The sequence below is a fragment of the Streptomyces sp. NPDC050703 genome (assembly GCF_040654435.1).
In the GTDB taxonomy this organism is placed as follows: domain Bacteria; phylum Actinomycetota; class Actinomycetes; order Streptomycetales; family Streptomycetaceae; genus Streptomyces.
Genome location: NZ_JBFAHX010000008.1, coordinates 216490 through 241245 on the forward strand (window position 1 = coordinate 216490; position 24756 = coordinate 241245).

At 69.8% G+C, this 24756-nt stretch carries 25 protein-coding genes; 11 read left to right on the top strand and 14 right to left on the bottom strand.

Annotation, left to right across the window (positions count from 1 at the left end):
* Window positions 1–187: 187 nt before the first annotated feature.
* On the bottom strand, window positions 188–1276 hold the full coding sequence (locus AB0I16_RS10985; RefSeq protein ID WP_363249033.1) for an ROK family transcriptional regulator: 1089 nt from the start codon (window positions 1274–1276) through the stop codon (window positions 188–190).
* A 146-nt stretch (window positions 1277–1422) separates the two neighbouring features.
* Between AB0I16_RS10985 and AB0I16_RS10990 the strand changes: the two genes are divergently transcribed.
* Together AB0I16_RS10990 and AB0I16_RS10995 are read left to right on the top strand one after the other, a co-directional pair.
* On the top strand, window positions 1423–2574 hold the full coding sequence (locus AB0I16_RS10990) for a Gfo/Idh/MocA family oxidoreductase (RefSeq protein ID WP_363248989.1): 1152 nt from the start codon (window positions 1423–1425) through the stop codon (window positions 2572–2574).
* Window positions 2571–3050: a heme-degrading domain-containing protein gene (locus AB0I16_RS10995; RefSeq protein ID WP_363248990.1), complete on the top strand. Its 480-nt coding sequence runs from the start codon at window positions 2571–2573 to the stop codon at window positions 3048–3050. The genes AB0I16_RS10990 and AB0I16_RS10995 overlap by 4 nt, the downstream gene beginning before the upstream one ends.
* Window positions 3051–3122: 72 nt before the next feature.
* Here AB0I16_RS10995 and AB0I16_RS11000 read toward each other — a convergent pair whose 3' ends face one another.
* The 6 genes from AB0I16_RS11000 to AB0I16_RS11025 all read right to left on the bottom strand — a co-directional run bounded on the left by AB0I16_RS11000 (window position 3123) and on the right by AB0I16_RS11025 (window position 7766).
* The gene (locus tag AB0I16_RS11000) at window positions 3123–3257 is read right to left on the bottom strand and encodes a hypothetical protein (RefSeq protein WP_363248991.1); all 135 of its coding nucleotides are present in this window, start codon (window positions 3255–3257) and stop codon (window positions 3123–3125) included.
* A 338-nt stretch (window positions 3258–3595) separates the two neighbouring features.
* Entirely contained in the window at window positions 3596–4453 is an 858-nt protein-coding gene (locus AB0I16_RS11005) for a fumarylacetoacetate hydrolase family protein (RefSeq protein WP_363248992.1), read from the bottom strand.
* A gap of 153 nt (window positions 4454–4606) precedes the next feature.
* Complete coding sequence (locus tag AB0I16_RS11010) at window positions 4607–5416, bottom strand: YidC/Oxa1 family membrane protein insertase (protein ID WP_363248993.1); 810 nt, start codon at window positions 5414–5416, stop codon at window positions 4607–4609.
* 113 nt (window positions 5417–5529) lie between these two features.
* Window positions 5530–5850 (bottom strand): DUF6412 domain-containing protein, encoded by a 321-nt coding sequence (locus AB0I16_RS11015; RefSeq protein ID WP_363248994.1) that lies wholly within the window; start codon window positions 5848–5850, stop codon window positions 5530–5532.
* A 151-nt stretch (window positions 5851–6001) separates the two neighbouring features.
* Window positions 6002–7540, bottom strand: coding sequence for a sodium:solute symporter family protein (locus tag AB0I16_RS11020; protein WP_363248995.1), 1539 nt, complete (start codon window positions 7538–7540; stop codon window positions 6002–6004).
* Window positions 7533–7766, bottom strand: coding sequence for a DUF3311 domain-containing protein (locus tag AB0I16_RS11025; protein WP_363249034.1), 234 nt, complete (start codon window positions 7764–7766; stop codon window positions 7533–7535). The genes AB0I16_RS11020 and AB0I16_RS11025 overlap by 8 nt, the downstream gene beginning before the upstream one ends.
* A gap of 174 nt (window positions 7767–7940) precedes the next feature.
* Between AB0I16_RS11025 and AB0I16_RS11030 the strand changes: the two genes are divergently transcribed.
* The 3 genes from AB0I16_RS11030 to AB0I16_RS11040 all read left to right on the top strand — a co-directional run bounded on the left by AB0I16_RS11030 (window position 7941) and on the right by AB0I16_RS11040 (window position 13221).
* On the top strand, window positions 7941–8975 hold the full coding sequence (locus tag AB0I16_RS11030; protein WP_363248996.1) for a hypothetical protein: 1035 nt from the start codon (window positions 7941–7943) through the stop codon (window positions 8973–8975).
* Between the two features lie 108 nt (window positions 8976–9083).
* Window positions 9084–12233, top strand: a complete 3150-nt coding sequence (locus AB0I16_RS11035) for a DUF3427 domain-containing protein (protein WP_363248997.1) — start codon at window positions 9084–9086, stop codon at window positions 12231–12233.
* An 82-nt stretch (window positions 12234–12315) separates the two neighbouring features.
* Window positions 12316–13221 carry a restriction endonuclease gene (locus AB0I16_RS11040; protein WP_363248998.1) on the top strand — a complete coding sequence of 302 codons (906 nt, stop codon included), beginning with the start codon at window positions 12316–12318 and terminating at the stop codon, window positions 13219–13221.
* Window positions 13222–13242: 21 nt separating this feature from the next.
* On the opposite strand, the gene AB0I16_RS11045 is transcribed toward AB0I16_RS11040, so the two are convergent.
* Window positions 13243–13812 (bottom strand): ATP-binding protein, encoded by a 570-nt coding sequence (locus AB0I16_RS11045; protein WP_363249035.1) that lies wholly within the window; start codon window positions 13810–13812, stop codon window positions 13243–13245.
* A gap of 224 nt (window positions 13813–14036) precedes the next feature.
* Here AB0I16_RS11045 and AB0I16_RS11050 point away from each other — a divergent pair, with 224 nt between their 5' ends.
* From AB0I16_RS11050 to AB0I16_RS11070, 5 genes are all read left to right on the top strand, one after another.
* A complete protein-coding gene (locus AB0I16_RS11050; RefSeq protein WP_363248999.1) occupies window positions 14037–14882 on the top strand; it encodes a helix-turn-helix transcriptional regulator in 846 nt (281 codons plus the stop codon).
* Entirely contained in the window at window positions 14882–15079 is a 198-nt protein-coding gene (locus AB0I16_RS11055) for a DUF397 domain-containing protein (RefSeq protein WP_363249000.1), read from the top strand. The genes AB0I16_RS11050 and AB0I16_RS11055 overlap by 1 nt, the downstream gene beginning before the upstream one ends.
* A gap of 77 nt (window positions 15080–15156) precedes the next feature.
* On the top strand, window positions 15157–15360 hold the full coding sequence (locus AB0I16_RS11060; RefSeq protein ID WP_363249001.1) for a DUF397 domain-containing protein: 204 nt from the start codon (window positions 15157–15159) through the stop codon (window positions 15358–15360).
* 96 nt (window positions 15361–15456) lie between these two features.
* Window positions 15457–15972: a nucleoside deaminase gene (locus AB0I16_RS11065; RefSeq protein ID WP_363249002.1), complete on the top strand. Its 516-nt coding sequence runs from the start codon at window positions 15457–15459 to the stop codon at window positions 15970–15972.
* A 110-nt stretch (window positions 15973–16082) separates the two neighbouring features.
* Window positions 16083–16394: a hypothetical protein gene (locus AB0I16_RS11070; RefSeq protein WP_363249003.1), complete on the top strand. Its 312-nt coding sequence runs from the start codon at window positions 16083–16085 to the stop codon at window positions 16392–16394.
* A 136-nt stretch (window positions 16395–16530) separates the two neighbouring features.
* On the opposite strand, the gene AB0I16_RS11075 is transcribed toward AB0I16_RS11070, so the two are convergent.
* Both AB0I16_RS11075 and AB0I16_RS11080 read right to left on the bottom strand, forming a co-directional pair.
* A complete protein-coding gene (locus AB0I16_RS11075) occupies window positions 16531–18021 on the bottom strand; it encodes an MFS transporter (protein WP_363249004.1) in 1491 nt (496 codons plus the stop codon).
* A gap of 221 nt (window positions 18022–18242) precedes the next feature.
* Window positions 18243–19613: a DUF445 domain-containing protein gene (locus AB0I16_RS11080; RefSeq protein ID WP_363249005.1), complete on the bottom strand. Its 1371-nt coding sequence runs from the start codon at window positions 19611–19613 to the stop codon at window positions 18243–18245.
* Between the two features lie 228 nt (window positions 19614–19841).
* On the opposite strand from AB0I16_RS11080, the gene AB0I16_RS11085 reads away from it, so the two are divergent.
* Window positions 19842–21164, top strand: a complete 1323-nt coding sequence (locus tag AB0I16_RS11085) for an SGNH/GDSL hydrolase family protein (protein ID WP_363249006.1) — start codon at window positions 19842–19844, stop codon at window positions 21162–21164.
* A gap of 31 nt (window positions 21165–21195) precedes the next feature.
* Here AB0I16_RS11085 and AB0I16_RS11090 read toward each other — a convergent pair whose 3' ends face one another.
* Genes AB0I16_RS11090 through AB0I16_RS11105 form a run of 4 tightly spaced genes read right to left on the bottom strand, consistent with a single transcriptional unit; the run spans window position 21196 to window position 24659 of the window.
* Window positions 21196–22026: a DUF1707 domain-containing protein gene (locus tag AB0I16_RS11090; RefSeq protein WP_363249007.1), complete on the bottom strand. Its 831-nt coding sequence runs from the start codon at window positions 22024–22026 to the stop codon at window positions 21196–21198.
* A 10-nt stretch (window positions 22027–22036) separates the two neighbouring features.
* Entirely contained in the window at window positions 22037–23017 is a 981-nt protein-coding gene (locus tag AB0I16_RS11095) for an ABC transporter ATP-binding protein (protein WP_363249008.1), read from the bottom strand.
* Between the two features lie 6 nt (window positions 23018–23023).
* Window positions 23024–23788 (bottom strand): ABC transporter permease, encoded by a 765-nt coding sequence (locus AB0I16_RS11100; RefSeq protein WP_363249036.1) that lies wholly within the window; start codon window positions 23786–23788, stop codon window positions 23024–23026.
* 49 nt (window positions 23789–23837) lie between these two features.
* Window positions 23838–24659, bottom strand: a complete 822-nt coding sequence (locus AB0I16_RS11105; protein ID WP_363249009.1) for an ABC-2 family transporter protein — start codon at window positions 24657–24659, stop codon at window positions 23838–23840.
* Window positions 24660–24756: the final 97 nt, after the last annotated feature.

Below are 24756 nucleotides of genomic sequence, written 5' to 3' on the forward strand. Positions count from 1 at the left end.
GGGGCACGCCGAACGGGGCCGCTGCCCAGCCGCAGGAACAGCGGGCCCGTGGCAGGGCGGGCCGGACCGGCAGGGCCGCTTCAGCCGCAGGGCACGCCGAATGGGGCCGCTGCCCAGCCGCAGGGACCGGGGGCCCATGGCAGGGCGGCTCGGGCCAGGCGGGGCAGGGCGGGGTCGGCGGGTGGCTTTAGCTGTGGGGCACCGTGAACGGGGTCGCTGCCCGGCCGAAGAGGGGCGCGAGGATCAGCTGGGCCGCGCCCTCCGCCACCGCGCGTTCGCCGCCGGGGGCCCGCGCGACGGAGACCTCCGCTCCGCCGCCGCCACGGCGGACCCGCTCGGCCACGACGGCGCCCACTCCCCGTACGAAGAGGTCCCCCGCGGCCAAGACCGTGCGGCCGCCGAGCAGGACGCGGTCGATGTCGAGCAGCCCGACCAGGTTCCCGGCGGCCGTGCCGAGCACCCGCGCGGCCTCGGCGAGGTCGCCCGCCGCGACGGCCGCGAGGCAGAGCGCCTCGACGCAGCCCCGGTCCCCGCACGCGCAGGGCGGCCCGTCGAGCCGCAGCACCTGGTGGCCGAACTCCCCCGCCCCGGTGCGGGCCCCGCGGTGCAGGGAGCCGCCGAGTACGAGTCCGGCGCCGAGGCCGGTACCCAGGTGCAGATACGCGAAGGAGTCCGCGGCGCCCGCCAAAGCCATGCCGAGGGCAGCCGCGTTGGTGTCCTTGTCCACGGCCACCGGCAGCCCGAGCTTCGCCGCGAGCGCGTCCCGCAGCGGGAACCCGTCCCACCCGGGGAACCCCGTCACCCGCCGCAGCACCCCGCGGGCATGGTCGAGCGGACCGGGCAGCGCGACCCCGACCCCCGGCGGGGCCATGCCCCTCGGCCCGGCTCCGAGCAGGCCCCGCACCGCCTCCGCCGCCGCGTCCACCACGGCGTCGGCGCCCTCGGCGAAGGCCAGCGGGGCCCGGCGTTCGGCCACCACCGCCCCGGTGAGGTCCACGAGGACCGCCGTCAGCGCGTCGCGGTCCAGGTGGAGGCCGACCGCGTGCCCGGCCTCCGGCACCAGGCGCAGCACGGTGCGCGGCTTGCCGCCCGTCGAGGCGCGCCGCCCCGCCTCCGCGGCGAGCCCCTCGGCCCGCAGCCGTGCGGTGATCTTGCTGACGGCCTGCGGGGTGAGCCCGGTGCGCTCGGCGAGTTCGAGGCGGCTGATGCCCGCCTCCCCCGCCGAGCGCAGCAGGTCGAGCACGAGCGCGGCGTTGTGGCCGCGCAGCGCGGGCAGGTTGACCCCGGCCCCGTTCGCGCTCCCGACCCCGGCCGCCCCGGCCTCGGCCCCGCTCCCCTGCCCGTTTCCCTCTCCGTACGACTTCACCGCTCCATTGTCGCGTGCGCTTGCACTTTGGCAACACCGTTGCTTAAGTGGATGGCATGACTGGCACAGGTGCTATGACCGGCACAGGCTCCGAATCCCCCGCGAGCGGACCGACCGGACCGGGCCCCGAGGGAGGAGCCGCCCCCCTCCGCGTCGGCCTCATCGGGTACGGCCTCGCGGGCTCCGTCTTCCACGCCCCGCTGATCGCCGCCACCGAGGGCCTCGCGCTCGACACGGTCGTGACGTCGAACCCCGACCGGCAGGCGCAGGCGCGCGCCGAGTCCGGCGACGGCCTGCGCCTCGCGGCCTCGCCCGACGAGCTGTGGGACCGCGCGGACGACCTCGACCTCGTCGTCGTCGCGTCCCCGAACAAGACCCACGTGCCGCTCGCCACCGCCGCCCTCAAGGCGGGCCTGCCGGTCGTCGTCGACAAGCCGATCGCGGGCACGGCCGCCGAGGCGCGCGAGCTCGCCTCCCTCGCGGACGAGCGCGGCCTGCTCCTGTCCGTCTTCCAGAACCGCCGCTGGGACAACGACTTCCGTACGCTGCGCGAGCTGCTCGCCGACGGCGCCCTCGGCGACGTATGGCGCTTCGAGTCCCGCTTCGAGCGCTGGCGCCCGCGCCCCAAGGGCGGCTGGCGCGAGTCCGGGAACCCGGAGGAGATCGGCGGTCTCCTCTACGACCTGGGCAGCCACGTGGTCGACCAGGCCCTGACGCTGTTCGGCCCCGCGGTGAGCGTGTACGCGGAGTCGGACGTGCGCCGCCCCGGCGCCGAGGCCGACGACGACACGTTCATCGCGGTGACGCACGCCTGCGGCGTCCGCTCGCACCTGTACGTGAGCGCCACCACGGCCCAGCTCGGCCCGCGCTTCCGCGTCCTCGGCTCGCGGGCCGGCTACGTGAAGTACGGCCTCGACCCGCAGGAAGCCGCCCTGCGCGAGGGCCGCCGCCCGACGCCGGGAGCCCCCTGGGGCGTCGAGCCCGAGTCGATGTGGGGCACGGTCGGCTCCGGCGAGTCCCCGGCGACCGGCGGTGGCCGCCCGCTGCCGACACTGCCCGGCGACTATCCCGCGTACTACGCGGCGGTCGCCGCGGCCCTGCGCGGCACCGGCGAGAACCCGGTGACCGCGCACGAGGCCGCCGCCGCCCTCGACGTCCTGGAGGCGGCCCGCCGCTCGGCCCGCGACGGTGTGACGGTGACGCTGTGACCACGACCCCTTCACCCGGTGAACCGATCGGCGAGCTGGAGGCCCAGGAGTCCCGCCTGGTCCTCAACCGCTTCACGCACGACGACGCGTGGAGGCTCGGCTCGCTCCTGGTGGAACTGGCCCGCGAGCGCGCCGCCCCGGTGGCGATCGACATCACCCGCGGCGGCCAGCAGCTCTTCCACGCGGCGCTCCCCGGCTCCACCCCGGACAACGACGCCTGGCTCGCCCGCAAACGCCGCGTCGTCGAACGCTACGGCTGCTCGTCCTACCTGGTCGGCTCCCGCTTCCGCGCCAAGGGCACGACGTTCGAGGCGTCCTCCCGCCTGGACCCCGACGTCTACGCTGCCCACGGCGGCGCCTTCCCCCTCGCGGTGGAGGGCGCGGGCGTGATCGGCGTGGTCGCGGTCTCGGGGCTGCCGCAGGCGGAGGACCACGCGTTGGTGGTGGAGGCGCTGGAGAGGTTCCGCGCCGCTTGAGCCGAGGGGGTGGGCGGTGCGCCGCCCAGGTGCGCGTGGGTGTCCAGGCGACCGTCCGGCACGTGGGCCGCGTCACGTCGTCGACGGGGCGGGATCGCCGTCACGCCGCTTCGGGAAGCGGCCGGCGCGCAGGCCCACGTCACGCACGACCACGTCACGCAGGCGCGCGTCACGCACGACCACGTCGCACAGGACCGCGTCACGCACGACCGCGTCACGCAGGCGCGCGCGTCGCACAGGACCGCGTCACGCAGGCGCGCGCGTCGCACAGGACCGCGTCACGCACGACCGCGTGCAGGCCGCCGTCTGCCGTCCGCCGTCCCCGCCGTCCGCCGTCCGCCGTCCGCCGTCCGCCGTCCGCCTCAGGAGGATCCTCACCTCCTCGTAGACCAGTGCCCGCCGCTCCCGGACTCGGTTCTCCCGCTCACGCCGGGCCGTCGCCCGCCGGATGAACCACGCGCCGCCGCCCCCGGCGGCAGCCGGTGTACGCGGGGAACACGGCCGCCGCCGGGGCGGAGGCGAGAGGGCGGGCGGGGGCCCGGGGGCTAGGCGTCCTTCAGTTCCTGCCGCTGCCGCCCGAGCCCCTCGATCTCCAGCTCCACCACATCGCCCGCCCGCAGGTACGGCTTCGGCTCGGGACGGCCCATCGCGACGCCCGCCGGCGTACCGGTGTTGATGACGTCACCGGGGTACAGCGTCATGAACTGGCTGACGTACCGCACGACCTCCGCCACCGGGAAGATCTGGTCGGCGGTCGTGCCGTCCTGTTTCAGGTCGCCGTTGACCCAGAGCTTCAGGGAGAGCGCTTGCGGGTCGGGGACCTCGTCGGCGGTGACCAGCCAGGGGCCCAGCGGGTTGAACGTCTCGCAGTTCTTTCCCTTGTCCCACGTGCCGCCCCGCTCGATCTGGAACTCCCGCTCCGACACGTCGTGCGCCACCGCGTACCCCGCCACGTGGGCCAGCGCCGCCTCCCGCGACTCCAGATAGCGGGCCGTACGTCCGATGACCACGGCCAGCTCGACCTCCCAGTCGGTCTTCACCGAGCGGCGCGGCACGAGCACCGTGTCGTCCGGGCCGACCACCGTATCCGCCGCCTTGAAGAAGACGACGGGCTCGGCGGGCGGCTCCGCACCGGTCTCACGGGCGTGGTCGTGGTAGTTCAGGCCGATGCACACGACCTTGCCCACGCGCGCCACGGGCGGCCCGATCCGGACCCCGTCCGCATCGAGAACCGGCAGGTCACCCGCGTCGGCGGCGGCCCTGATCCGGTCCAGCGCCGCCGTGTCGGCGAGCACGCTCCCGTCGATGTCGGCGACGATCCCCGACAGGTCCCTGAGGGCCCCCTCGGCGTCGAGCAGCGCGGGGCGCTCAGCTCCGGCCGTACCGACTCGCAGCAGCTTCATCGTCTGACTCCCTTGGTCGAGCGTGACCTGAGTGATCACGTGGCCAGGCCGATGGGGTGCGGCCATCGGAGGTTTGGTCGATCGTCCAAGGTCGGCGTCCGCTCCGCAATACCCCGTTCACGTACTGGACCATTACGGCCCGGTAGCCGGGGCTCAGACGGCGGTCGCCAGGGCCCCCGCCCCGACGGGAACGTCGCGGTACAGGAACGCCCGCTCCACCGCGCTCCACGTCGTGCTCGTCACCACGTACAGGGCGGCGGCCAGCGGTACCACGGCCACGGTGATCAGCGTCATGAACGACATCAGCGGCATCACCTTCGTCATCGCGCTCATCGCGCCCATGCCGGGCACCTGCGGGTCCCCGCTCCTCCGCGGGGCCCCGCCCCCCGCGGCCCGCGGCTGCGGCGTGGCCGCCAGCTGCCGCTTGGTACGCCGGTAGTTGAAGGTCGCCACGGCGGCGACGACCGCGAACAGCGCGAGGTAGACGAGCCCCTGCGCCCCGAAGACCCCGCCCTCGCCCAGCGCGTCGGCCCACCGGCCGCCCAGCGGCGCGGCGAAGAGCTTGTGGCCGAGCAGCGCGTTCGCCTCGCCGCCGATGCTCGAACTGGAGAAGAGGTGGTAGAGCAGGAAGAACGCCGGCAGCTGGAGGAGGCTCGGCAGGCACCCGGACAGCGGTGAGACCTTCTCCCTCGCGTGCAGTTCGAGGACGGCCTTCTGCAGCCGCTCCGGGTTCTTGGCGTGCTTCTCGCGCAACTCCGCCACCTGCGGCGCGAGCCTGGCGCGCGCCTTCTGCCCACGGGCCGCCGCACGGGACAACGGATGTACGAGGAGCCGTACGCAGGCGGTGAAGAGCACGATCGCGGCGGCGGTCGCCGAGGCGTGGAAGAGCGGGTCGACGGCGTCGGCGATGCGCTCGACCAGGCCGGCGAACACGGACATGAAGGAGGAGAAGAGGTCGGACATGGAGAAGCCCTCCGGGGATCTCGTCGTGCCGGGAGTGTCGATCAGCTGAGGGGTGCTCAGCTCGGCATGACGATCCGCGCGGGGCTTCGCGCGCTACGGGAGGTGGCGTTCCCCTACGCGGCCGTCAGGAGGGCACGGCCGGGCGCTCGGGGGCGCCTGCGGCCCCTGGCGTCGGGGTCGCGCTGGGGCAGGAAGGCGGTACGCCGCTCCCGGTCCCGGATGGCCGTGCGCACCCTGGTGCGGGGCACGGCGGGCGCGCAGCGCGCGGCGATGACGGAGCAGGCGGCGAGCGCGGTGCCGGCGGCGGCGGTCGCGGCGAGCGCGACGGCGGCCGTGAGGCTGCCGGTGTCGACGAGGACGACCTCGACGAGGAGGAACAGGAGAAGCAGGGCGGGGCGCAGGGCGGCTCTCGCACCGCGGAACAGCTCGCGCATCGTGACTCCCCCCTCTCCGTCTCCGTCGTACGTGTGCGGCGGCGTCGGCCCTGTCGTACGTCACGGCGGCGTCGGCCTGTGTTGCGTGTGCGGCGGCGTCGTCCAGTCGTACGTATGTGGCAGCGTAGTCCAGTCGTACCGCCCACTGCCGTTATACAGGATGGGTGTCCCCGGCCTGAAGGAGCCGAGGCTCCTCCTCGCCCTCCACGCCCAGCGGATCACGCGCCAGGACCTCCGCGTCCGGCCGCTCGTCGCGCCGCCCCGCCGGCCCCGCGTACGACACGACGAGGGCCACGGCCAGGTTCACGGCGAGCGCGACGATCCCCGCGTTCACGCCGAACACGGGATCGTGCCCGCTGAACACGAGCGCGCAGACCACCCCGACCCCCACGACGAGCCCGCTCACCGCCCCCGCGAGGGTCAGCTTCCGCCAGACGAGGCCGATGAGCAGCATGGGGACGAGCTGGGCCATGCCCTCGTAGGAGATGAGGGAGAGCCGTACGAGGGTGTTGGGCGCCGCGTAGGTGAGGACGAGGGCGAGCGCGCCCGCGACGACGACCACGCCCTGCGAGGCCAGCTTCTGCCGCCGCGGTCCGCGCCACCGGGGCAGCAGGGACAGTACGCTGCTGCCCCACATTGTCCCGATGACCAGCATGAACACCGCCATCGGCACGATGGAGGAGAGCGCGGCGGCGACCCCGATGACGCCGACGCCCCACGCGGGCAGCGAGTCGACGACCAGCTCGAAGAGCGCGAGGTTGGACTCCGCGCCGGTCAGGCCGGGCACGACGAAGAGCGCGGCCATGCCGAGGAGCATGGGCACGAAGAGCAGCACGTTGTAGGCGGGCAGCCAGATGGCGTTGCGCCGCAGCCCGTCGGCGCTGCGGGCGCCCAGGTACCCGGCGACGGTGGTGGGGAAGATGACGACGGTCAGGGCGTTGAGCAGCGAGGTCGTGGCGAACCACGCCTCCCCGTACGGGCTGCCGCCGCTCCCCGGCAGCGTCAGCCAGTCGCTCTTCTCCCGCACCACCCGGTCGAGGAAGTCCCCGTATCCGTCGAAGTAGTGGAGGGGTACGTAGACGACGAGGAAGGCGAGGGTCCCGATGACGAGGACGTCCTTGAGCACGGAGACCCAGGCGCTCCCGCGCAGCCCGCTGACCACCACGAAGCCGGTGGTGACGGCGAAGCCGATGAAGTAGGCCCAGTTCAGGCTGATGGCGCCGTAGGAGATGGTGGAGACGACGACGCCCATGCCGGTGATCTGCAGCTGGATGTAGGGCAGCAGGAAGACCGTGACCAGCAGCGCGACACCGGCACCGAGCCACGGCCGCCCGTACCGGTGGGCGACCATGTCCGAGATGCTGACGAGACCGTGCCGCCTGGCGTAGGCCCACAGCATGGGCCCGACGACGTAGCCGACGGCGTACCCGCAGCTCATGTACGCGACGACGTACAGGACGGGCGCCCCGTAGTTGTACCCCCAGCCCGCGGCGCCCAGATAGCTGAAGCTGGTGTAGCCCTCCCCCGCCATCAGCACCCAGATGAACACGGCCCCGAGGCTGCGCCCGCCCACGGACCACTCGGTCAGCCCGCCCTGCTTGCCGCGCCCGCGGACGGCGGCGAGCCCGAGGGCGACGGTGCCGGCCATGAAGACGGCGAAGATGGTGGTGGCGACGGCCCCGTCACTCATGGCTGCCCTGCGCCTCCTGCCGACCCTGCTGTCCCTGTTGCCCCTGTTGCCCCTGTTGCCCCTGCTCGATCCGGCGGTCGCCGCGGTGGGCGAGCCAGACGCACGCGGGCGTGAGCAGCGTCGCCGCGAGCAGCCAGAGGAAGAGGAACGGCACCCCGAACACGACGGGCCGCACGCGGTTGACGAAGGGCAGCGCTCCGAGATAGAGCACGAAGGGCGCGAGCAGCCACAGCAGGTGTGGGCGGCGGTGGGGACGGCTGTCGATCACGGGGGTCGACCCTATCGGGGCGCCCGGCCGGGGGCGGTCCGCCCGGCGTGACCCGGCGGGTGCCGGCGTCCCCCGAGGCCGAACGAGCAGGGCCCTCCTGCAAGAGGCCCGCTCGGCAGTACCGTGTCCCGTATGCGCCCCGAAAAGCCTGCTGCCGCCGAGCACGTCGACACCGACCACATCGCCGAAGCCGCGCGCCTGGAGCGTACGGCCGGCATGTACCCGGAGGACGCCGAGCACCTCCTCGTCCAGGCCGCGGCCCACCTCGAACTGGCCGGCGCCCGCGACGAGGCGACCACGCTCTACGACCGTCTGCTGTCGCCCACCGCGCCGCAGCCTGCTGCCGCGCCGCTCCTGATCCGCGCCCTGAAGGCGTCGAACCTCTGGGAGTACGGGCACGAGGCGGAGGCCCGCGCGATCATCGCCGGGGTCCGCGCGGCGGCCCCGAGGGACCCGGCGCCGTGGGTGATCGTGGCGGAGTCCCTGGAGCAGCACGACGAGCTGGAACAGGCGCACGAGACGTTCACGGAGGCGGCGACGCTGCTGGTCCCCGCGGAGACGCAGGACCCGCCGTACGCGACGCACCCGCTCCTCTTCGGCCGCCACCGCGTACGCCGCCTGCTCGGCGCGGAGCACGACGCGTGGGACACGCTGGCGGACCGGGTCTCCACGGCCCCGGTCCCGCTGGACGAACTGCACGACCCGAAGCGGGTGTGGTCCCTCGGCTCGGAGAACCCGGCGGAACTGCGCGCGGAGATCGCCCGCATCCAGGCGGAACTGGGCTCCTACCGCCAGGCCCTGTCGCGCCCGTTCCCGGTGGCGATCCTGCGCTGGCCGGCGGACGAACTGACGGAACTCCTGGCGGCGTACCCGGCCCTGGCCTCGGAATACCCTTCCTACGAGGCCCACTTGGCGACCATAGAGTCCTCACTCCGCGAACTCTCCGCCTCGGGCACCCCGAACCTGGGCATCGTCACCGGCACGGTCCCCTCCTACGAGGCCTTCGCAGCCTCGGAGGGCACATCCCCGGACCAGCCGGACCTGCTCCCCCAGTACGCCACGACGCTCGCGGCACGGGGGCGGGCGGTCTCGTGGCCACCGGAGGCGGGTGCGCCTTGCTGGTGTGGGTCCGGGGGGGCTTATGGGGGGTGTCACGGGGGGCAGTAGCGCCTTCCGTTAGAACCACTCGATAGCTCAGGTGGTGACTTCCTCCTCGACTGTCTGTGGCTCCTGTTAAAACAGGGCTACAACCATCTCGACGGTCGAGGAGCAAGCGTGGCGCATGCGAGGGATCTGAACCAACCCGTCTCGGGCGTGTACGAACGACTCATCACGCAACGCCTACAGGAGCAGATCAATCTGCTCGGCGCCTCAGGCTGGAAGACCATCGCCGCCGAGGTCAGCGACGAGTCGGCCCCCCATGTCATCGCACAGCACATCGGCAATGCGGTGGGACACACACTGAGTCAGCTCCCGCCAAACGAGCGGGTAGCAGCCGCCAACAGGATTATCGAAGCTATAGCAAAAGCCTCCGTTGCCACGACCACCGACGAATCGGTCGAACTGATCGCCGACGGACCGCGCCAGCTTCTCGCGCTGGCCAATCAGGAAGCACCGGGCGTGTATGCGGTCCGTCCCTTAACCCCGCTCTCTGAAACCGCTCTGATCACCAACTCCTCAGAAGACCCCAGCTTGGGCGCCGAGTTGCGCGCCGAGCTCGCAACTGCGGACCGTATCGACCTCCTGTGCGCGTTTGTGAAGTGGTATGGCATACGCGTACTTGAGGACTCACTGCGCGCTGCCAGGGAGCGCAACGTGCCGATTCGCGTTATTACGACGACGTACATCGGCGCCACGGATCGGCATGCTCTGGATCGCCTCGTCCGCGAGTTCAACGCCGAGGTCAAGGTCAACTACGAGATTCGGTCGACTCGACTACACGCCAAAGCATGGCTGTTCCGGCGCAATACAGGGTACGACACGGCTTACGTCGGTAGCTCGAACTTGTCCAAAGCCGCTCTCATCGACGGTCTTGAGTGGAATGTGCGACTGTCTTCTGTCGCCACTCCCGCCGTCCTCAGTAAGTTCGAGGCGACCTTCGACGCCTATTGGAATGACAGGGCCTTCGAAGCCTACTGTCCAGACCGCGACAGTCAACGACTTGACCAAGCACTGACCCAAGCAGGCGGCTCAGGCTCTTCGAGGGACCTGAGAATTAGCCTGTCCGGGCTAGAAGTTCGACCATTCCCTCACCAACGAGACATGCTTGAGCGACTCCGGGTCGAGCGAGAAATACGCCACCACAGTCACAACCTCTTGGTGGCAGCGACCGGGACGGGAAAAACCGTTATGGCCGCTTTGGACTATCGAAATCTATGCAATAAGAACAACGGGGAGCCCCTAAAGCTACTCTTCGTGGCTCATCGCAAAGAAATACTGAAGCAGTCTTTGCGCACTTACCGCGAAGTCTTGGACAATGCTTCTTTCGGTGAGCTTCTCCATAGTGGGGAAGACCCGAAAGAGTGGCATCACGTCTTCGCTAGCGTGCAGTCCCTGACGGGACAGCAGCTGGAGCAGCTTCCTCCCGAACACTTCGACGTCATTGTCATCGACGAATTCCATCACGCCACAGCACCCACGTACCGGAGAGTGATCGACCACTTTAAGCCACAGCAACTTCTCGGCCTTACGGCTACTCCAGAGCGGATGGATGGAATCAATGTGCAGGATGATTTCTTTGACGGCCGCGTAGCGGCGGAGCTGCGCCTCTGGGAAGCACTCGAAAATGACCTGTTGTGCCCCTTCCACTACTTCGGCATTCCAGACGGAACTGACCTGACTAACCTCGGATGGAGAGGCGGAACATATAATTCCACCGAGTTGGGTGACTTGTACTCTGGAGATCACGCCCGAGCCCGCATCGTCGTAAAACAGGTTCGGGAAAAAATTTCGAATCCAGCCGCCATGCGAGCTCTCGGATTCTGCGTCAGCAAGAAGCACGCACACTTCATGGCCAACTTTTTCCGACATGCCGGCTTCCAGGCTGCTGCACTCGACAGCGACTCATCCCCTGAAACGCGCGCTACCACCCTAGATGCCCTCCGTGTAGGCACACTCCAAGTGATCTTCTCCGTTGACCTGTTCAACGAAGGACTCGACGTCCCCGACGTCGACACTCTACTGCTGTTGCGGCCCACAAACAGCGCGACGATCTTCCTGCAACAGTTGGGCAGGGGTCTGCGCCGCACAGAGACCAAGCCAGTCCTCACCGTCCTCGACTTCATCGGCCAACATCGGGCAGAATTTCGTTTCGAAGAGCAGTTTCGAGCACTAACAAATTTGACCCGAAACCGACTGGTCGACCACATAGAGCGTGACTTCCCACTACTCCCTTCAGGCTGCCAAATCATCCTGGAGGGAAAGTCGAAGGACCTCGTACTAGACAACATTCGCTCGCAACTCAAGACGAATATCCAGACCCTCGCCAAGGAAGTTAAGGCGTATGGAACTCCATCTCTCGCGAAGTACTTGGATGAGAGCCGCCGGGAGATAAAGGAACTTTACAAGAATAAAAGTTCATGGACTACAATCCTGCGCCGAGCGCAACTGGTGGATACAGCGCCGGCGACAGGCGAGCAAGAACTACTCAGACGTGTCTACTCGTTTTTGCACGTCGATGACCCAGAGCGCGCCGATGCTTACCTGCGCCTCCTGTCAGATAATGCGCCGGATTACGGAACGCTAAGCCAGCCGGATCAAGCATACGCCCGCATGCTGTTCTTCAACCTGTGGGACAAGGCCGGGGGCTTCACGAGCTATCAGCAAGGACTCGAATCGCTGCAAACGCAGAAGGCGCTGCGCAGCGAGCTCAGACAAGTATTGACCTACGCCCTTGACCACGCCGACCATTTCCCCATCGAATTGGAAGGGCCACACAAGCACCTACCTTTGAAGGTGCACAGTTCGTACAACCGATCTGAGATTCTTGCCGCTTTGGGGGTGGCACGCTTTGGCGGACCGATGCCTGGCTCCTTCGCTCAAGGGGTTCAGTGGGTCGACGAGATCCAGACTGACGCGCTACTGATCACGCTGGAGAAGAATGAGAAGGACTTCTCCCCAACAGTCCGTTATAAGGACTATGCGCTGAGCCCGACGCTCTTCCACTGGGAGTCGCAGAACGCTACGTCCGACCTATCCCCTACAGGGCGGCGATACAGGGAGCACGTCCAGCGAGGCAGTCATGTCCTGCTCTTCATGCGTCGCTACAAGGACACCGACATCGGCAAGCCGCACCCATGGATGCTCCTAGGTCCCGCCAGTTACGTCGAGCACACCGGTAGCAAGCCGATGGCGATCACCTGGCGCCTCCATCATGAGCTACCGGCCGATGTGTGGACATACTCGGCCATCACCGGAACGAGTTGACGGCTGATCCCACCATCGAAAGGGCTTCCGTCGCGTCTATCCCCATCGATAGCCTCCAAGCACTCGTGACTTGGAGGCATTGATGGACATCACTGTCGGAGCGGAAATACGTCGGAGAGAGCTGCACGACCGGTACGGAGGCAGCCGGCAGAGCGGCATAAGCCACTCACGCAGCGCACCGGTCGTGATGTGCTTCACCGACCCAGCGCAGGGGGCGCGTTACGGGTATCGCGATGGGTGGGATGCGGACGGACTCTTCCATTACACCGGTGAGGGGCAAGTCGGTGACCAGCGGATGACCAAGGGAAACAAAGCCATCCTCAATCACGTCGCAGACCAGCGGGAGTTGCACGTCTTCGAGGGCGTGCGGTCGGGCGTCGTTCGCTACCGCGGGCAGTACGATCTGCCCGACCCGCAGGCGTGGTATAGAGCCGAAGCGCTTGACCGCGAGGGTGACACTCGCTCGGTCATCATCTTCAAGCTCAAGCCTCGTGCCTTCGCACCCACCGGCGACGAGCCAACTATCACTTATGCGCCCGCCACCGCAACCACGGTCAGCGACATCCCTCCGGAAAACTTCCTCACCACGCGGACACTCCATACTCCTAACGGAGAGCCCACTTTCGCTTATCGCAGGGAAAGTGAGCTGTTGACGAAGTTTAGTCGCCACTTGACAGATCGCGGGCATGAGGTGTCCCGCAAGAAAATCAGACCCCGAGGCGAGCGCAGAAGTCTGTACACAGACCTCTTCGACTCGACGGACAACCTTCTTGTAGAGGCGAAGGGGCAAGCCACTCGCGAGTCGATTCGCATGGCCATAGGACAACTCTTCGACTACCAGCGCTACATAGATCCGTGCCCGCAGCTAGCCATATTGGTGCCGTCTTGCCCCCGCAAGGACCTCCGCGACCTCTGCGCATCGTTGTCCATACACACGATTTGGCCTGTGGAAGGACGTAACGACTACCAATGCGAGCCTCCGCTCTGAGTTTGGTCAAACTGCTTCGGCTTAAGCATGACCGCGTACTCGCTTCAGCACCTCATTGAGGTCGTAGCCATTCAGACGCAACCACCGGAGGAGGCCAGTGATCGCCTCGACCGCGGCCTCCTCCGCTGCGACGGCGCCCAAGCCGAGTCCCATCTCGCCTACGGCGTCCCCACCCAGTCCACACGCACACCTGCGTGGAGCACACACCTGCGCGGCCAGTTCGCACCACGTCACTTTGGTGTCGCCGCGCAGAATAACGCCCCACCGATCAGCGACCGCATCGAGCAAAGCCATGCCACGCCCACTCTCCGCCTCCTCAGAGGGCGCGAGCAGCGTGGGGAGCGCACGCACGTCCGGGTCGCTGACCTCAATGCGTACGTGGGTGTCGTTCGCGGTGAGTCGAAGCGCTGTTGGCGTGTGCTCGCCCACGTGTGTGATCACGTTCGCCACCAACTCACTCACACACAGCTGAACCTCGTCCGCGACCTCGGCAAGTCCCCACTGACCAAGGTGCAGTCGAACGCGACGCCTCAGACTCGACATGCCCTCTGACTGAGCCAGGAACGACAGTTCAAGGCATCCTCGGGACATCACGCAACAGCACTCCGCCACCGCCGACCAGCTCCTACGCTGACTGTGATCGACACCTGGTGTGGCGATCTCCTCACTAAGCGTTGCAGCGGAACTCTCAAAATGGAACTCTCATATCGGTGGTCACGGGAGCACGCCCGTCCGCGCACGCCCCACGCGTACGCCCTTGAAGCGCGCCCAGGCCCCGGGCACTCTCGGACCGATCCATGAGAAGGGGTACACACATGGCAGTTGGGCCGACCACACGACGGCGTCAGCTGGGCGCCGATCTTCGTCGCCTGCGCGAGCTCAAAGGGTTCACGCTTGAGGAGGCGGGCGCCCGTGTAGGCATCTCCAAAGCCACCCTGAGTCGGTACGAGACCAAGGAGGGCACGGTCAAGTGGCCGGCTGTGGACGCGCTCTGCCGTGAGTACGAAGCGGCCGACAACGTGCGGGAGGCTTTGGTCGAGCTGGCGAAGGGCGCCCGGATTCAGGGGTGGTGGCGTTCGTTGGCCGATCCCGTCCCCGAATCGATGAACCTCATGCTGACCCTTGAGGACGAGGTCGTCCGCGAGGATCACTACGCGTGCATGTACATCCCCGGCCTCTTCCAGACCCGGGCGTACGCGGAAGCCGTCCACCGGGCCTCCGAGGTGGGATGCGCTGAACGCGAGGTGCAGCACATGGTGGACATCCGCATGAAGCGGCAGGAGCTTCTGCGGCGAGTCGATCCACCTCGCATCTGGGCAATCGTCGACGAGGCCGCCGTGCGTCGCGTCGTCGGCGGAGTTGACGTGATGCGGGAGCAACTTGAGCATCTGCTGACGCTGGCGGAGCTTCCACACGTGGCGGTCCAGATACTGCCGTTCAACGCGGGCGCACACGCTGCCGCCGTCGGCAGCTTCGTACTCCTTCGCGGCCAGAGCCCGGAGCTGGATGTCGTCTACGTGGATCTGCTGGGCGGCGGACTCTTCATGGAGAAGCCGCCAGAGCTCGAACGGTACAAGTTGGCGTTCGATTACCTGCGTGCACAAGCACTGGACATGGAAGGATCCTCGGAAGCCATCCGTCGAAGCCTCAGGGAGTTGTGATGGACCCCCGCCGCCCCGTCCGCTGGTTCAAGTCGTCCTACAGCGGTGGTTCCGGTACCGAATGTGTCGAGGTCGCAGTGGTGGCGCCGATGGTCCTGGTCCGTGACACGAAGTGCCCTGCTGATGGCCGGGTCTCCGTGGGGGCGACCGCCTGGGCTGAGTTCGTGGGCTCCGTGCCCGGGATGCTTCAGCCCTGATCCGACACACTCCTCCGGTCGGGGCACGGGCGGCCCTCTCGTCGTGTCGGTCCTGATCGGGGTCAGGAGAAGATGACATGAGCACTTGTCGCACCAACACCGTGAGCCATGTGTGGTCCAAGTCGTCCTACAGCGGCGGCAACACCACGGAGTGTGTGGAGACCGCCTTCACCCCGCACGGCGTGCTTGTACGAGACTCGAAGCACGCGGACGGCCCCCGCCTCGTCGTCTCGTCCGCGGCCTGGTCGCGGTTCATCGCGAAGGCGGCCGGACAGCGCTGACGACGTCGGGCGCCGTTACGTGGCGTGGGGCGTGGGAACGGGTACCCCGAGCGCACAGCGGGGTGCCCCGCTGCGTACGAGTACATGGAGGCCCCGTTGCCCTACGCCCCCGAACACCCCCAAGACCGCGAGTTCCTCGACCTGGCCATCGAGAACTCCCGCCGCTCCCTCCGCCCCGGCAGTACCGCCAAGCCCTTCGGGGCCGTCGTCGTCGTGGGTGGGGAGGTCGTGGGGGACGGGGTCAATTCCGTCGTGGCGACCAATGACCCGACCGCCCATGCCGAGGTCATGGCTCTGCGGGACGCGGGGCGGCGGCTCGGGCGGATTTCCATGGGGGACGCCGTGCTGTATGCCAGCAGTGAGCCCTGCCCCATGTGTCTCGTCGCCTGTTACTGGGCCGGGATTCCCCGGGTCGTGTACGGGGCCACCACGCGTGACGCCGCCGCCAACGGGCACGAGGACCTGCGGTTCTACCGCGACATCGCCCTGCCCAGCGCCGAGCGGCGGCTGCTGGACGAGGTGGCCGTCGAGGGGGCGCCGCGTTCGGCCGCGGTGGAGATCCTCGCCGCCTGGGCCGCCGCACAGCCCGGCCCCGTCGAGCCGAAGCTCTGAGCCCGCCCCGCCTCGCCCCGGCCCCCGCCCCGCCCCGGTCCCCGCGATCGCCCCGCGTTAACCTCTCACCAGAGGACAACACGGACGTATCAGCGAGAGGCGGGCCGACCATGGCGAGGATTCCCGGAGCAGTCGTGGCCGCGGGCGGGCTGGTCGGCGGGTACGCCGCCGCCCGGTTCAGCGGGAAGCGGCCCCTCGGCGGAGCCGTACTCGCCGGGGCCGGGGCCGTCGCCGCCCGGCAGTGGCGGGAGAGTACCGGGGCAGGGACCGCTGCCGCGCTCAGCGCCGCCTACGTCGCCGCGTTCGCCGGGTCGCACCCCCTGGCCAAGAAGGTCGGCGCCTGGCCCGCCGTCCTCGGTGTCGCCGGCGGCGTCGCCCTCGCCTCCTGGACCCTGGCCGACCGCCACCGCCACCGGGCGTGACCGCGCACCCGGCGGCACCGTCCACCGGCCGACGCGTGGGCAGGAGCGTGAGCAGGGGCGTGAGCAGGAGCGTCGGCCACGGTCGCCACGGCCACCACGGCCCGAGCCGCAGCAAGAGCCAGAGCCAGAGCCAGAGCTACGGCTCCACCGTGGAGAGCGGCTTCGCGATGTCCTCCAGCGAGCGGCGTTCCGCGTTGACCGCGAGGGCCGCCGCCACCAGGCCCGCCGCGCACATCAGGCCCGCGCCGATCTGGAAGGCGAGGACCGTGTCGCCGACGACGCCCGACTCGGTCAGCTTCGCGAAGATCAGCGGGCCGCTGATGCCGCCGGCCGCGGTGCCGATCGCGTAGAAGAAGGCGATGGCCATGGCGCGGGTCTCCATGGGGAAGATCTCGGAGACCGTGAGGTAGGCGCTGCTCGCGCCCGCCGAGGCGAAGAACAGGACCACGCACCAGCAGGCCGTCAGCGTCGTCGCGGTCAGCGAGCCCCGGTCGAAGAGCCAGGCCGTGACGAAGAGCAGGACGCCGGAGACCAGGTAGGTCGAGCTGATCATGATGCGGCGGCCCACCGTGTCGAAGAGCTTGCCGAGGAAGAGCGGGCCCAGGAAGTTGCCGGCCGCGATGACGGCGAAGTAGTAGCCCGTGCTGCCCGAGGGTGTGTCGTAGAACTTGGTGAGGATCGCGCCGAAGCCGAAGGTGATGGCGTTGTAGAGGAACGCCTGGCCGACGAAGAGGGAGAGGCCGAGCACCGCGCGCTTGGGGTAGTCGCGGAAGACCGTTTTGGCGATCAGGCCGAAGCCGATGCTCTTGCGCTGGTGGATGGTGATCTCCTGGCCGGGGGGCGGCAGGCGTTCGCCCTTCTCCTCCTCGATCTCCCGTTCCACCGATGTGACCAGGGCGTCCGCCTCCTCGCCCCGGCCGTGGATGAACTGCCAGCGGGGGCTCTCCGGTACGTGGCGGCGGACCAGGAGGATCACCAGGCCGAGGACGACGCCGAGGGCGAAGGTGAGCCGCCAGCCGAGGTCCTTCGGGAAGATGCTGGTGTTCAGCATGACGACGGAGAGCAGGGAGCCGCCGATCGCGCCCAGCCAGTAGCTGCCGTTGATGATCAGGTCGACGCGGCCCCGGTACTTGGACGGGATCAGCTCGTCGATGGCGGAGTTGATGGCCGCGTACTCGCCGCCGATGCCGAAGCCGGTGAGGAACCGGAAGACGAAGAACCACCACGCGTCGAACGACAGTGCGGTGAGCGCGGTCGCGGCGAGATAGACCGCCAGAGTGACCATGAAGAGCTTTTTTCGGCCGAACTTGTCGGTCATGCGGCCGAAGAAGAGGGCGCCCGCGCAGGCCCCCGCCACATACAGGGCCGCCGCGATGCCGGTGACCTGGGCGGAGCTGATCGCGAGGCCGCTGCCCTCCTCGGAGAGGCGGCTCGCGATGTTGCCGACGGTGGTGACCTCCAGGCCGTCCAGAATCCAGACGGTGCCGAGGCCGATGACGATCATCCAGTGCCAGCGCGACCAGGGCAGCCGGTCGAGACGGGCGGGTACCGCCGTGGTGACGGTTCCCGTGCCGTGCCCGGCGCGGTCCCGGTCCGGCGGCGGGGCGGGCGTGGACGACGCGGTCATGGCGGGTGGCTCCTTCCGCTGCTCCCACGTCGCCGGCCCGCGGCTCGGCGAGGTCCTGGCGACGGCTCTCTCGTCGTCGGGAGAGCGATTCCAGAGTGCCCGGTAAACGCCTTCTCACGCGCGCCGGAGTTCTCACGCGCGCCGGAGCGAGCCCCCGGGGGGCCCGGGGACCTCGGGGGGCTCGGGGGCCCGGGGGCCCGGGGGCCCGAGACCCCGTCCGCCTACGCCCCCGCGAGCCGCGACACCGTGTAGATCGCGAGGCCCGCCAGGGAGCCGACCACCGTGCCGTTGATCCGGATGAACTGCAGGTCACGGCCGATGTGCGCCTCGATCTTCTTCGAGGTGTGCTCCGCGTCCCAGCCCGCCACCGTGTCGGTGATGAGCGAGGTGATCTCGTCGCGGTACGTCGTCACCACGTACACCGCGGCGCCCTCGACCCAGCCGTCGACCTTCTGCTGGAGCCGCCCGTCCTCGGCCATCCGCGCGCCCAGCGAGAGCAGCGACGCCCGCACCCGGAGGCGCAGCTCGCTGCGCTCGTCCTCGGCGGCGGCCACGATCATCGCGCGTACCGACGACCAGGCCGAGGCGATCAGGTCCTGCACCTCGCCGCGGGCCAGGATCTGCCGTTTGAGGCGCTCCACGCGCGCGCGGGTGTCGGAGTCGGCCTGCAGGTCGGCGGCGAAGTCGGCGAGGAAGCGGTCGACGGCACCGCGCGCCGGGTGCTCGGGCATGTCCCGCATCTCGGTGACGAAGCGCAGCAGTTCCTTGTAGACCCGCTCGCCGACCCGCTTGTCGACGAACCGCGGCGTCCAGCCGGGCGCGCCGCCCTGGACGGCGTCCATCACCGAGTCGGCGTGCTCCACCAGCCAGTCGTGCGCCCGTACGCAGACGAGGTCCACGACCCGCTTGTGGCCGCCGTCAGCGACGACCTTCTCCAGCATCCTGCCGATGCCGGGCGCGATCTCCCGCGCGTCGGCGCGGCGCGTGATGGCCTCGCCGACGACCGCCTGCACATCGGAGTCGCGCAGCACGGTGAGGGCGCCCCGCAGCGCCGTCGCCAGCTCGGCGGTGACGCGGTCGGCGTGCGCGGGCTCGGCGAGCCAGGCGCCGAGGCGGCCACCGATGCCGACCGCGTGCAGCCGGCCGCGCACGACGTCCCCGGAGAGGAAGTTCTCCCCGACGAAATCGCCGAGCGAGGCGCCCAGTTGGTCCTTCTTGTTCGGGATGATCGCGGTGTGCGGGATGGGCAGGCCGAGCGGGTGCCTGAAGAGGGCGGTCACCGCGAACCAGTCGGCGAGCGCGCCGACCATGCCCGCCTCGGCCGCCGCCGCGACATACCCCGCCCAGGCTCCGGCGCCGGAGTGCTGCGCCCACTTCGCCAGGACGTACACCACGGCGACGAGGACGAGCAGGCCCGTGGCCGTCATCTTCATGCGGCGCACCCCGCGCCGCTTCTCCTCGTCGGCGGCGCTGTAGGTGAAGCCGCCGGGGGCCGCGGAACCGCTCGGGCCGGTTACGCCGGCGGAGCGAGCGGACCGCCCCTCGACCCCCCTGTCCGGTTCCGTCGCTTCCTCCGCCTTTGTGCGGTTCACTCACACCACCCGACCCGTCCGCCTCGTCCTCATCCGCATCGCCTCCGTGTCATGTGCCGCGCCATGTGTTCTTCGTCCCTCCTGCCCTACTCCTGGAACGAACGACAAGTTCCCGGCGTCTGGTAATGCGGAGGGGGGCACTGTCGGCCGCCTCACGGCCCATGCCGCATCATGGGGTGATCACACCGGAGCCTCGGGGCTCCCCCTGCCCGAGGAGAAAGATCCCGCATGACCAAGCGACACGGTTATGCCCTTCTCGCCGCGGTCCTCGCGGTCATAGTGGTGGTCTCCGCCGCCATATACGTCGGTGTCACGGGCACCGGCGACGACGCGCGGGACACCATCAACGCCGGTGGACGCACCCCGCGCAACTCCGCCGCACCCGCCTCTTCGGGCACCTGGGTCGGCTCCTGGTCCGCCTCCCCCGCCGGCGCCGAACCGCGCACCGAGCGGAAGGGGTTCGCGGGCCGCTCCATCCGCAACGTCGTGCACACCAGCGTCGGCGGGGCCAGCGCCCGCGTCACCCTCTCCAACCTGTACGGAACCACGCCGCTCAGCATCACGCACGCCTCCATCGCGGTGGCCTCCCCGACGAACGACCCGGCCGCCGCGGCCGGCACGCTGCGCCGCCTGACCTTCAACGGCAACACCTCGGTGGTCGTCCCGCCGGGCGCCCAGGTGATGAGCGACGCGGCCAGGCTCCGCGTCCCGCACGACGCCGACCTCCTCGTCACCACGTACTCGCCCACCCCGTCCGGCCCGGTCACCTACCACCCGCACGCACGCCAGATCAGCTACGTGGCGGACGGCGACCACACCGAGGACCCGAACGCCGACGCGTACACCGAGCAGAGCCCGTTCTGGCGCTACCTCACCGCGGTGGACGTGCTGAGCAACGAGACCGACGGCACCGTCGTCGTCCTCGGCGACTCCATCACCGACGGCATCTCCTCCACGATGGGCGCCAACCGCCGCTGGACCGACGTGCTCTCCGACCGCATGCGCACCGAGACGGGCGCCCCCCGCTACGGCGTGGTCAACCAGGGCATCAGCGGCAACCGCGTCCTCTCCGACGGCACCGGGCAGCCCGCCGCGAACCCCAGCGGCCTCTCCCGCTTCGACCGCGACGTCCTGGACCGCACCGGCGTCAAGGCCGTCGTCATCGCCCTCGGGGTCAACGACATCCTGCGCAACCCGCACCAGAACGACCCGGACCGCATCGTCGAGGGCCTGCGCGAGCTGACCCGCCAGGCGCACACCCGCGGCCTGCGCGTCGTCGGCGCGACGCTGATGCCCTTCGGCGGCCACCGGGGCTACGAACCGGGCCTCGAAGCGGTGCGCCAGTCGGTGAACGAGCAGATCCGCTCCGGCGAGGTCTTCGACGACGTCGTCGACTTCGACCGCGCCCTGCGCGACCCGTACGACCCGCGCAGCCTGCGCGCCCCGTACGACTCGGGCGACCACCTGCACCCCTCCGACGCGGGCTACCGCAAGATGGCGCAGACGTTCAACCTCTCGCACCTGAGGGGCTCGGCGGCGGCGGAGCTGTAGCCCGCACCGCCGCCGGGCCCCGGCGGCGGTGTCAGTCCCGCTCCCCGCGGTCCTCCCGCTCCCGGTGCCTGCGCATCTGGAGCTCATGGCGCTCCTCGTGCCTGAGCCGGTGCTGCTCGGTGCGCTCCCAGTGCGCGGCGCGGCGCTCCTCACGGCGTTCGAGCCGCTCCAGGCGGCGCTCCTCCTTCAGGCGCAGCTTCTCGGCCCTGCGCAGCTTCCGCTCGACGCCGACGCCGCCCATCAGCGCGTAGCCCTTGACGACCACGCGCGGCGAGCCGGACGTGCCGAGGCCGGTCGCCCGGTCGTCGACGCCGCCCATGATGCCGAAGCCCTTGACGGTGACGTTCAGCTCGGGCGGCACGACGACCTGGAGGCCGCCCATGATCGTGAAGCAGCGGATCTCCACGTCGCGGTCGGCGAAGTACGCCTCGCGCAGGTCGATCTCGCCGCCGCCCCACATCGCGAACGCCGTGAACTGCCGCCCGATCGTCCAGCCGCCCTTGCGGCTGAACCCGCTCCAGAACGCGAAGCCGCCGGTCGACGTGGGCCCGCCGTCCACCATCCGCCGCGACCAGTCGACGCCGACCGGATCGCCGTCGTCCACCTGCCGCTTCACCATGTCCACCTTGACCCCGTGCGAGGGCAGGTCACTGGTGATCGGTTCCAGCTCGCCGTACGTACGGGCCTTGTACGTGGCGTCGAGCCGCTCCTCGAACTCCGTCATGTCCAGACGGCCCTCGGCCATCGCGTCCCTGAGTTGTTCGGCGACCCTCTCGCGGTCGGCGTCGGAGGCCCGCAGATCGGGCAGTCGGGGCCCTGCGGGCTCGTGAGGCGTCCCCCCGGACGATGCAGCGTCACTCATGCTGTGCAGCCTACGAGTTCGTCTTCTCCGCGTACATCTTGGCGATGACCGCTTCGATGTCCGGCTCCCTGACCGAGAGGTCGGCGAGCGGGTACTCCGCCGCGATCCGCGCCACGAGCGGAGCCGCCGACTCCGCGGCGGGGAACGCGAGCCACTGCCGCGGACCCTCCACCCTCACCACCCGCGCCGACCCGGCCTCGATGGGCGGAAGCTCCCGCTCCAGGTCCACGACGAGGGTGCGCTCGCTCTCACCCACCTCGTGCAGCCCGGCGAGCGCGCCGTCGTACATCAGCCGCCCGTGGTCGATGACCATCACCCGCCGGCACAGCTGCTCGATGTCGGTCAGGTCGTGCGTGGTGAGCAGCACCGTCGTACCGGACTCGGCGTTCAGGTCCCGCAGGAACTCCCGCACCTTGGCCTTGCTGACGACGTCGAGGCCGATCGTCGGCTCGTCCAGGTAGAGCACCTCGGGATCGTGCAGGAGCGCCGCCGCGATGTCGCCGCGCATCCGCTGCCCGAGCGAGAGCTGCCGCACGGGGACGTCGAGGAGGGCGCCGAGTTCGAGGAGTTCCACGCACCGGTCGAGGTTCTCGCGGAAGCGGGCGTCGGGGATGCGGTACATGCGGTGCATCAGGCGGTAGGAGTCGATCAGCGGCAGGTCCCACCAGAGCGTGGTGCGCTGGCCGAAGACCACGCCGATCCGGCGGGCGAGGCGGGTGCGCTCACGGGAGGGATCGATGCCGGCGACGCGCAGCCGGCCGCCGCTCGGGGTGAGGATGCCGGTCAGCATCTTGATCGTCGTCGACTTGCCCGCGCCGTTCGGCCCGATGTAGCCGACCATCTCGCCGCGCGGCACGGTGAACGAGATCCCGTCGACGGCCCGCACCTGACGGCGCTCGCGCCGCAGGAACCCCGTCTTCTTGCGGACGTCGAAGACCTTCTCGACGCCGTCCAGCTCGATCAGGCTCTCCGGCCGTGCTTCCTCTGCCACCGTGGTTCAGCTCCCTGTGCTGCGATACGAACGAAGACCCGAGCGCCACGCGAGTCCCGCGAGCCCCAGACAGGCCACGGCCACCACCGGCGGCGTGAACGCCACCCACACCGGCAGGTCCAGCGGGTACGGCCGCCCCAGGACGTACAGCGCGGGCAGCCAGTTCACGAAGGCCAGCGGCAGGATGAAGGTGACGCCGCGCACCAGGTCCTTGGCGAAGACGGTCGGCGGGTACTGGAGCAGCGTGGTCCCCCCGTAGGTGAAGGCGTTCTGCACCTCGGCCGCGTCCTGCGCGAGGAACTGGAAGGCCCCGCCCGCCACGAACAGGGCCGTGAAGATCCCGGCGCCGCAGAGCAGCATCAGCGGGACCATCGCCGCCTTCAGCGGCGTCCAGTCGACGTCCACGGCCACGAGCGCGTACGTGAGGACGAGCGCGCCCTGCGTCAGGCGCCCGATCCTGTGCAGCCCGAAGCGGTCGGCGGCGACCTGGGCGAGCACCGGGGCGGGCCGCACGAGCAGCGTGTCGAGCGTGCCGTCGCGCACCCGCCTGCCGAGCCGGTCCATCGAGCCCATGACGAGGTCCGCGAAGCCGAACGCGGTGCACGAGACCCCGTACAGGAAGGCGATCTCGGGGAGCGCGTAGCCGCCGAGCCGGTCCACCTGGGAGAACATCAGCAGGATCGCCGCGAAGTCGAAGCCGGTCACCGCGAAGTTGCCGAACGCGGTCATCGCGAACGACACGCGGTAGGCCATCAGGGAGCGGACCCACATGGCGGAGATCAGCAGATAGGCCCGCAGCCCCTCACGCAGCCGCGAAGGCTCAGCCACCCTGGACCACCACCCGGCGCGTCGCGACCGCCTGGAGCAGCCGCCCGGCCGCGAGCAGCGCCACCGCCCAGCCGAGCTGGAAGGCGTAGGTGCCGAGGAGGTCCGTGCCGCCGCCCGTGCCGAGGAAGACGTCGGCGGGGAGCTGGAGCAGCGCCGACCAGGGCAGGGCGCGGGCGACCTCGCCGAGCACCCCGGGGAAGACGTTGAGCGGCAGCAGCATCCCGGAGAAGAACGTGCCCGCCAGCATCGCCATCTGCGTCACGCCCGCCCCGTCCATCAGCCAGAACGCGGAGAGCGCCACCAGGAAGCGGATCGCGAAGCCGACCAGGCAGCCGAGCGCGACCGCCACCGCGAACGCCAGCCAGCGCAGCGGCTCCGTGGGCAGCGCCAGATCGAAGACGAGCGCCCCGGCCGCCATCGGCACCACGCCGCGCCCCAGGAGCTGGAACAGGCCGCGGCCCGCGTCGGTCGCCAGCCACCACGCCTGGAGGTCGGCGGGGCGGTACAGGTCGACGGCGATGTCGCCGGTGCGGATGCGCTCGATCAGCTCCGTCTCGAAGCCGCCGCCCATCAGCGCCATCACCGTGAGCAGGGCCTGCCCCAGCCACACGTACGTGACCGCCTGCGCCTGGTCGTACCCGCCGAGCCCCGGCCGCTCGTCCCAGAGCGCGATGTAGGTGTACGCCAGGATCAGCCCGAAGACCGTGTTGGTGCACACTCCGGCCGCCGTCGCGACCCGGTACGTCGCGTATCTGCGGAAGGCCGATCTCGCGACGGCGGCGTACAAACGGAACCGTCCTGTACGCACGTGCATCCCTTCCACCGTGAGCCTCGCCCCGAAACGGGCCAAAGCGCAGGATCGTAGTGTGAGGGCGACCACTCGTGCCAGGCATTTTCGGGTACGAGGACGC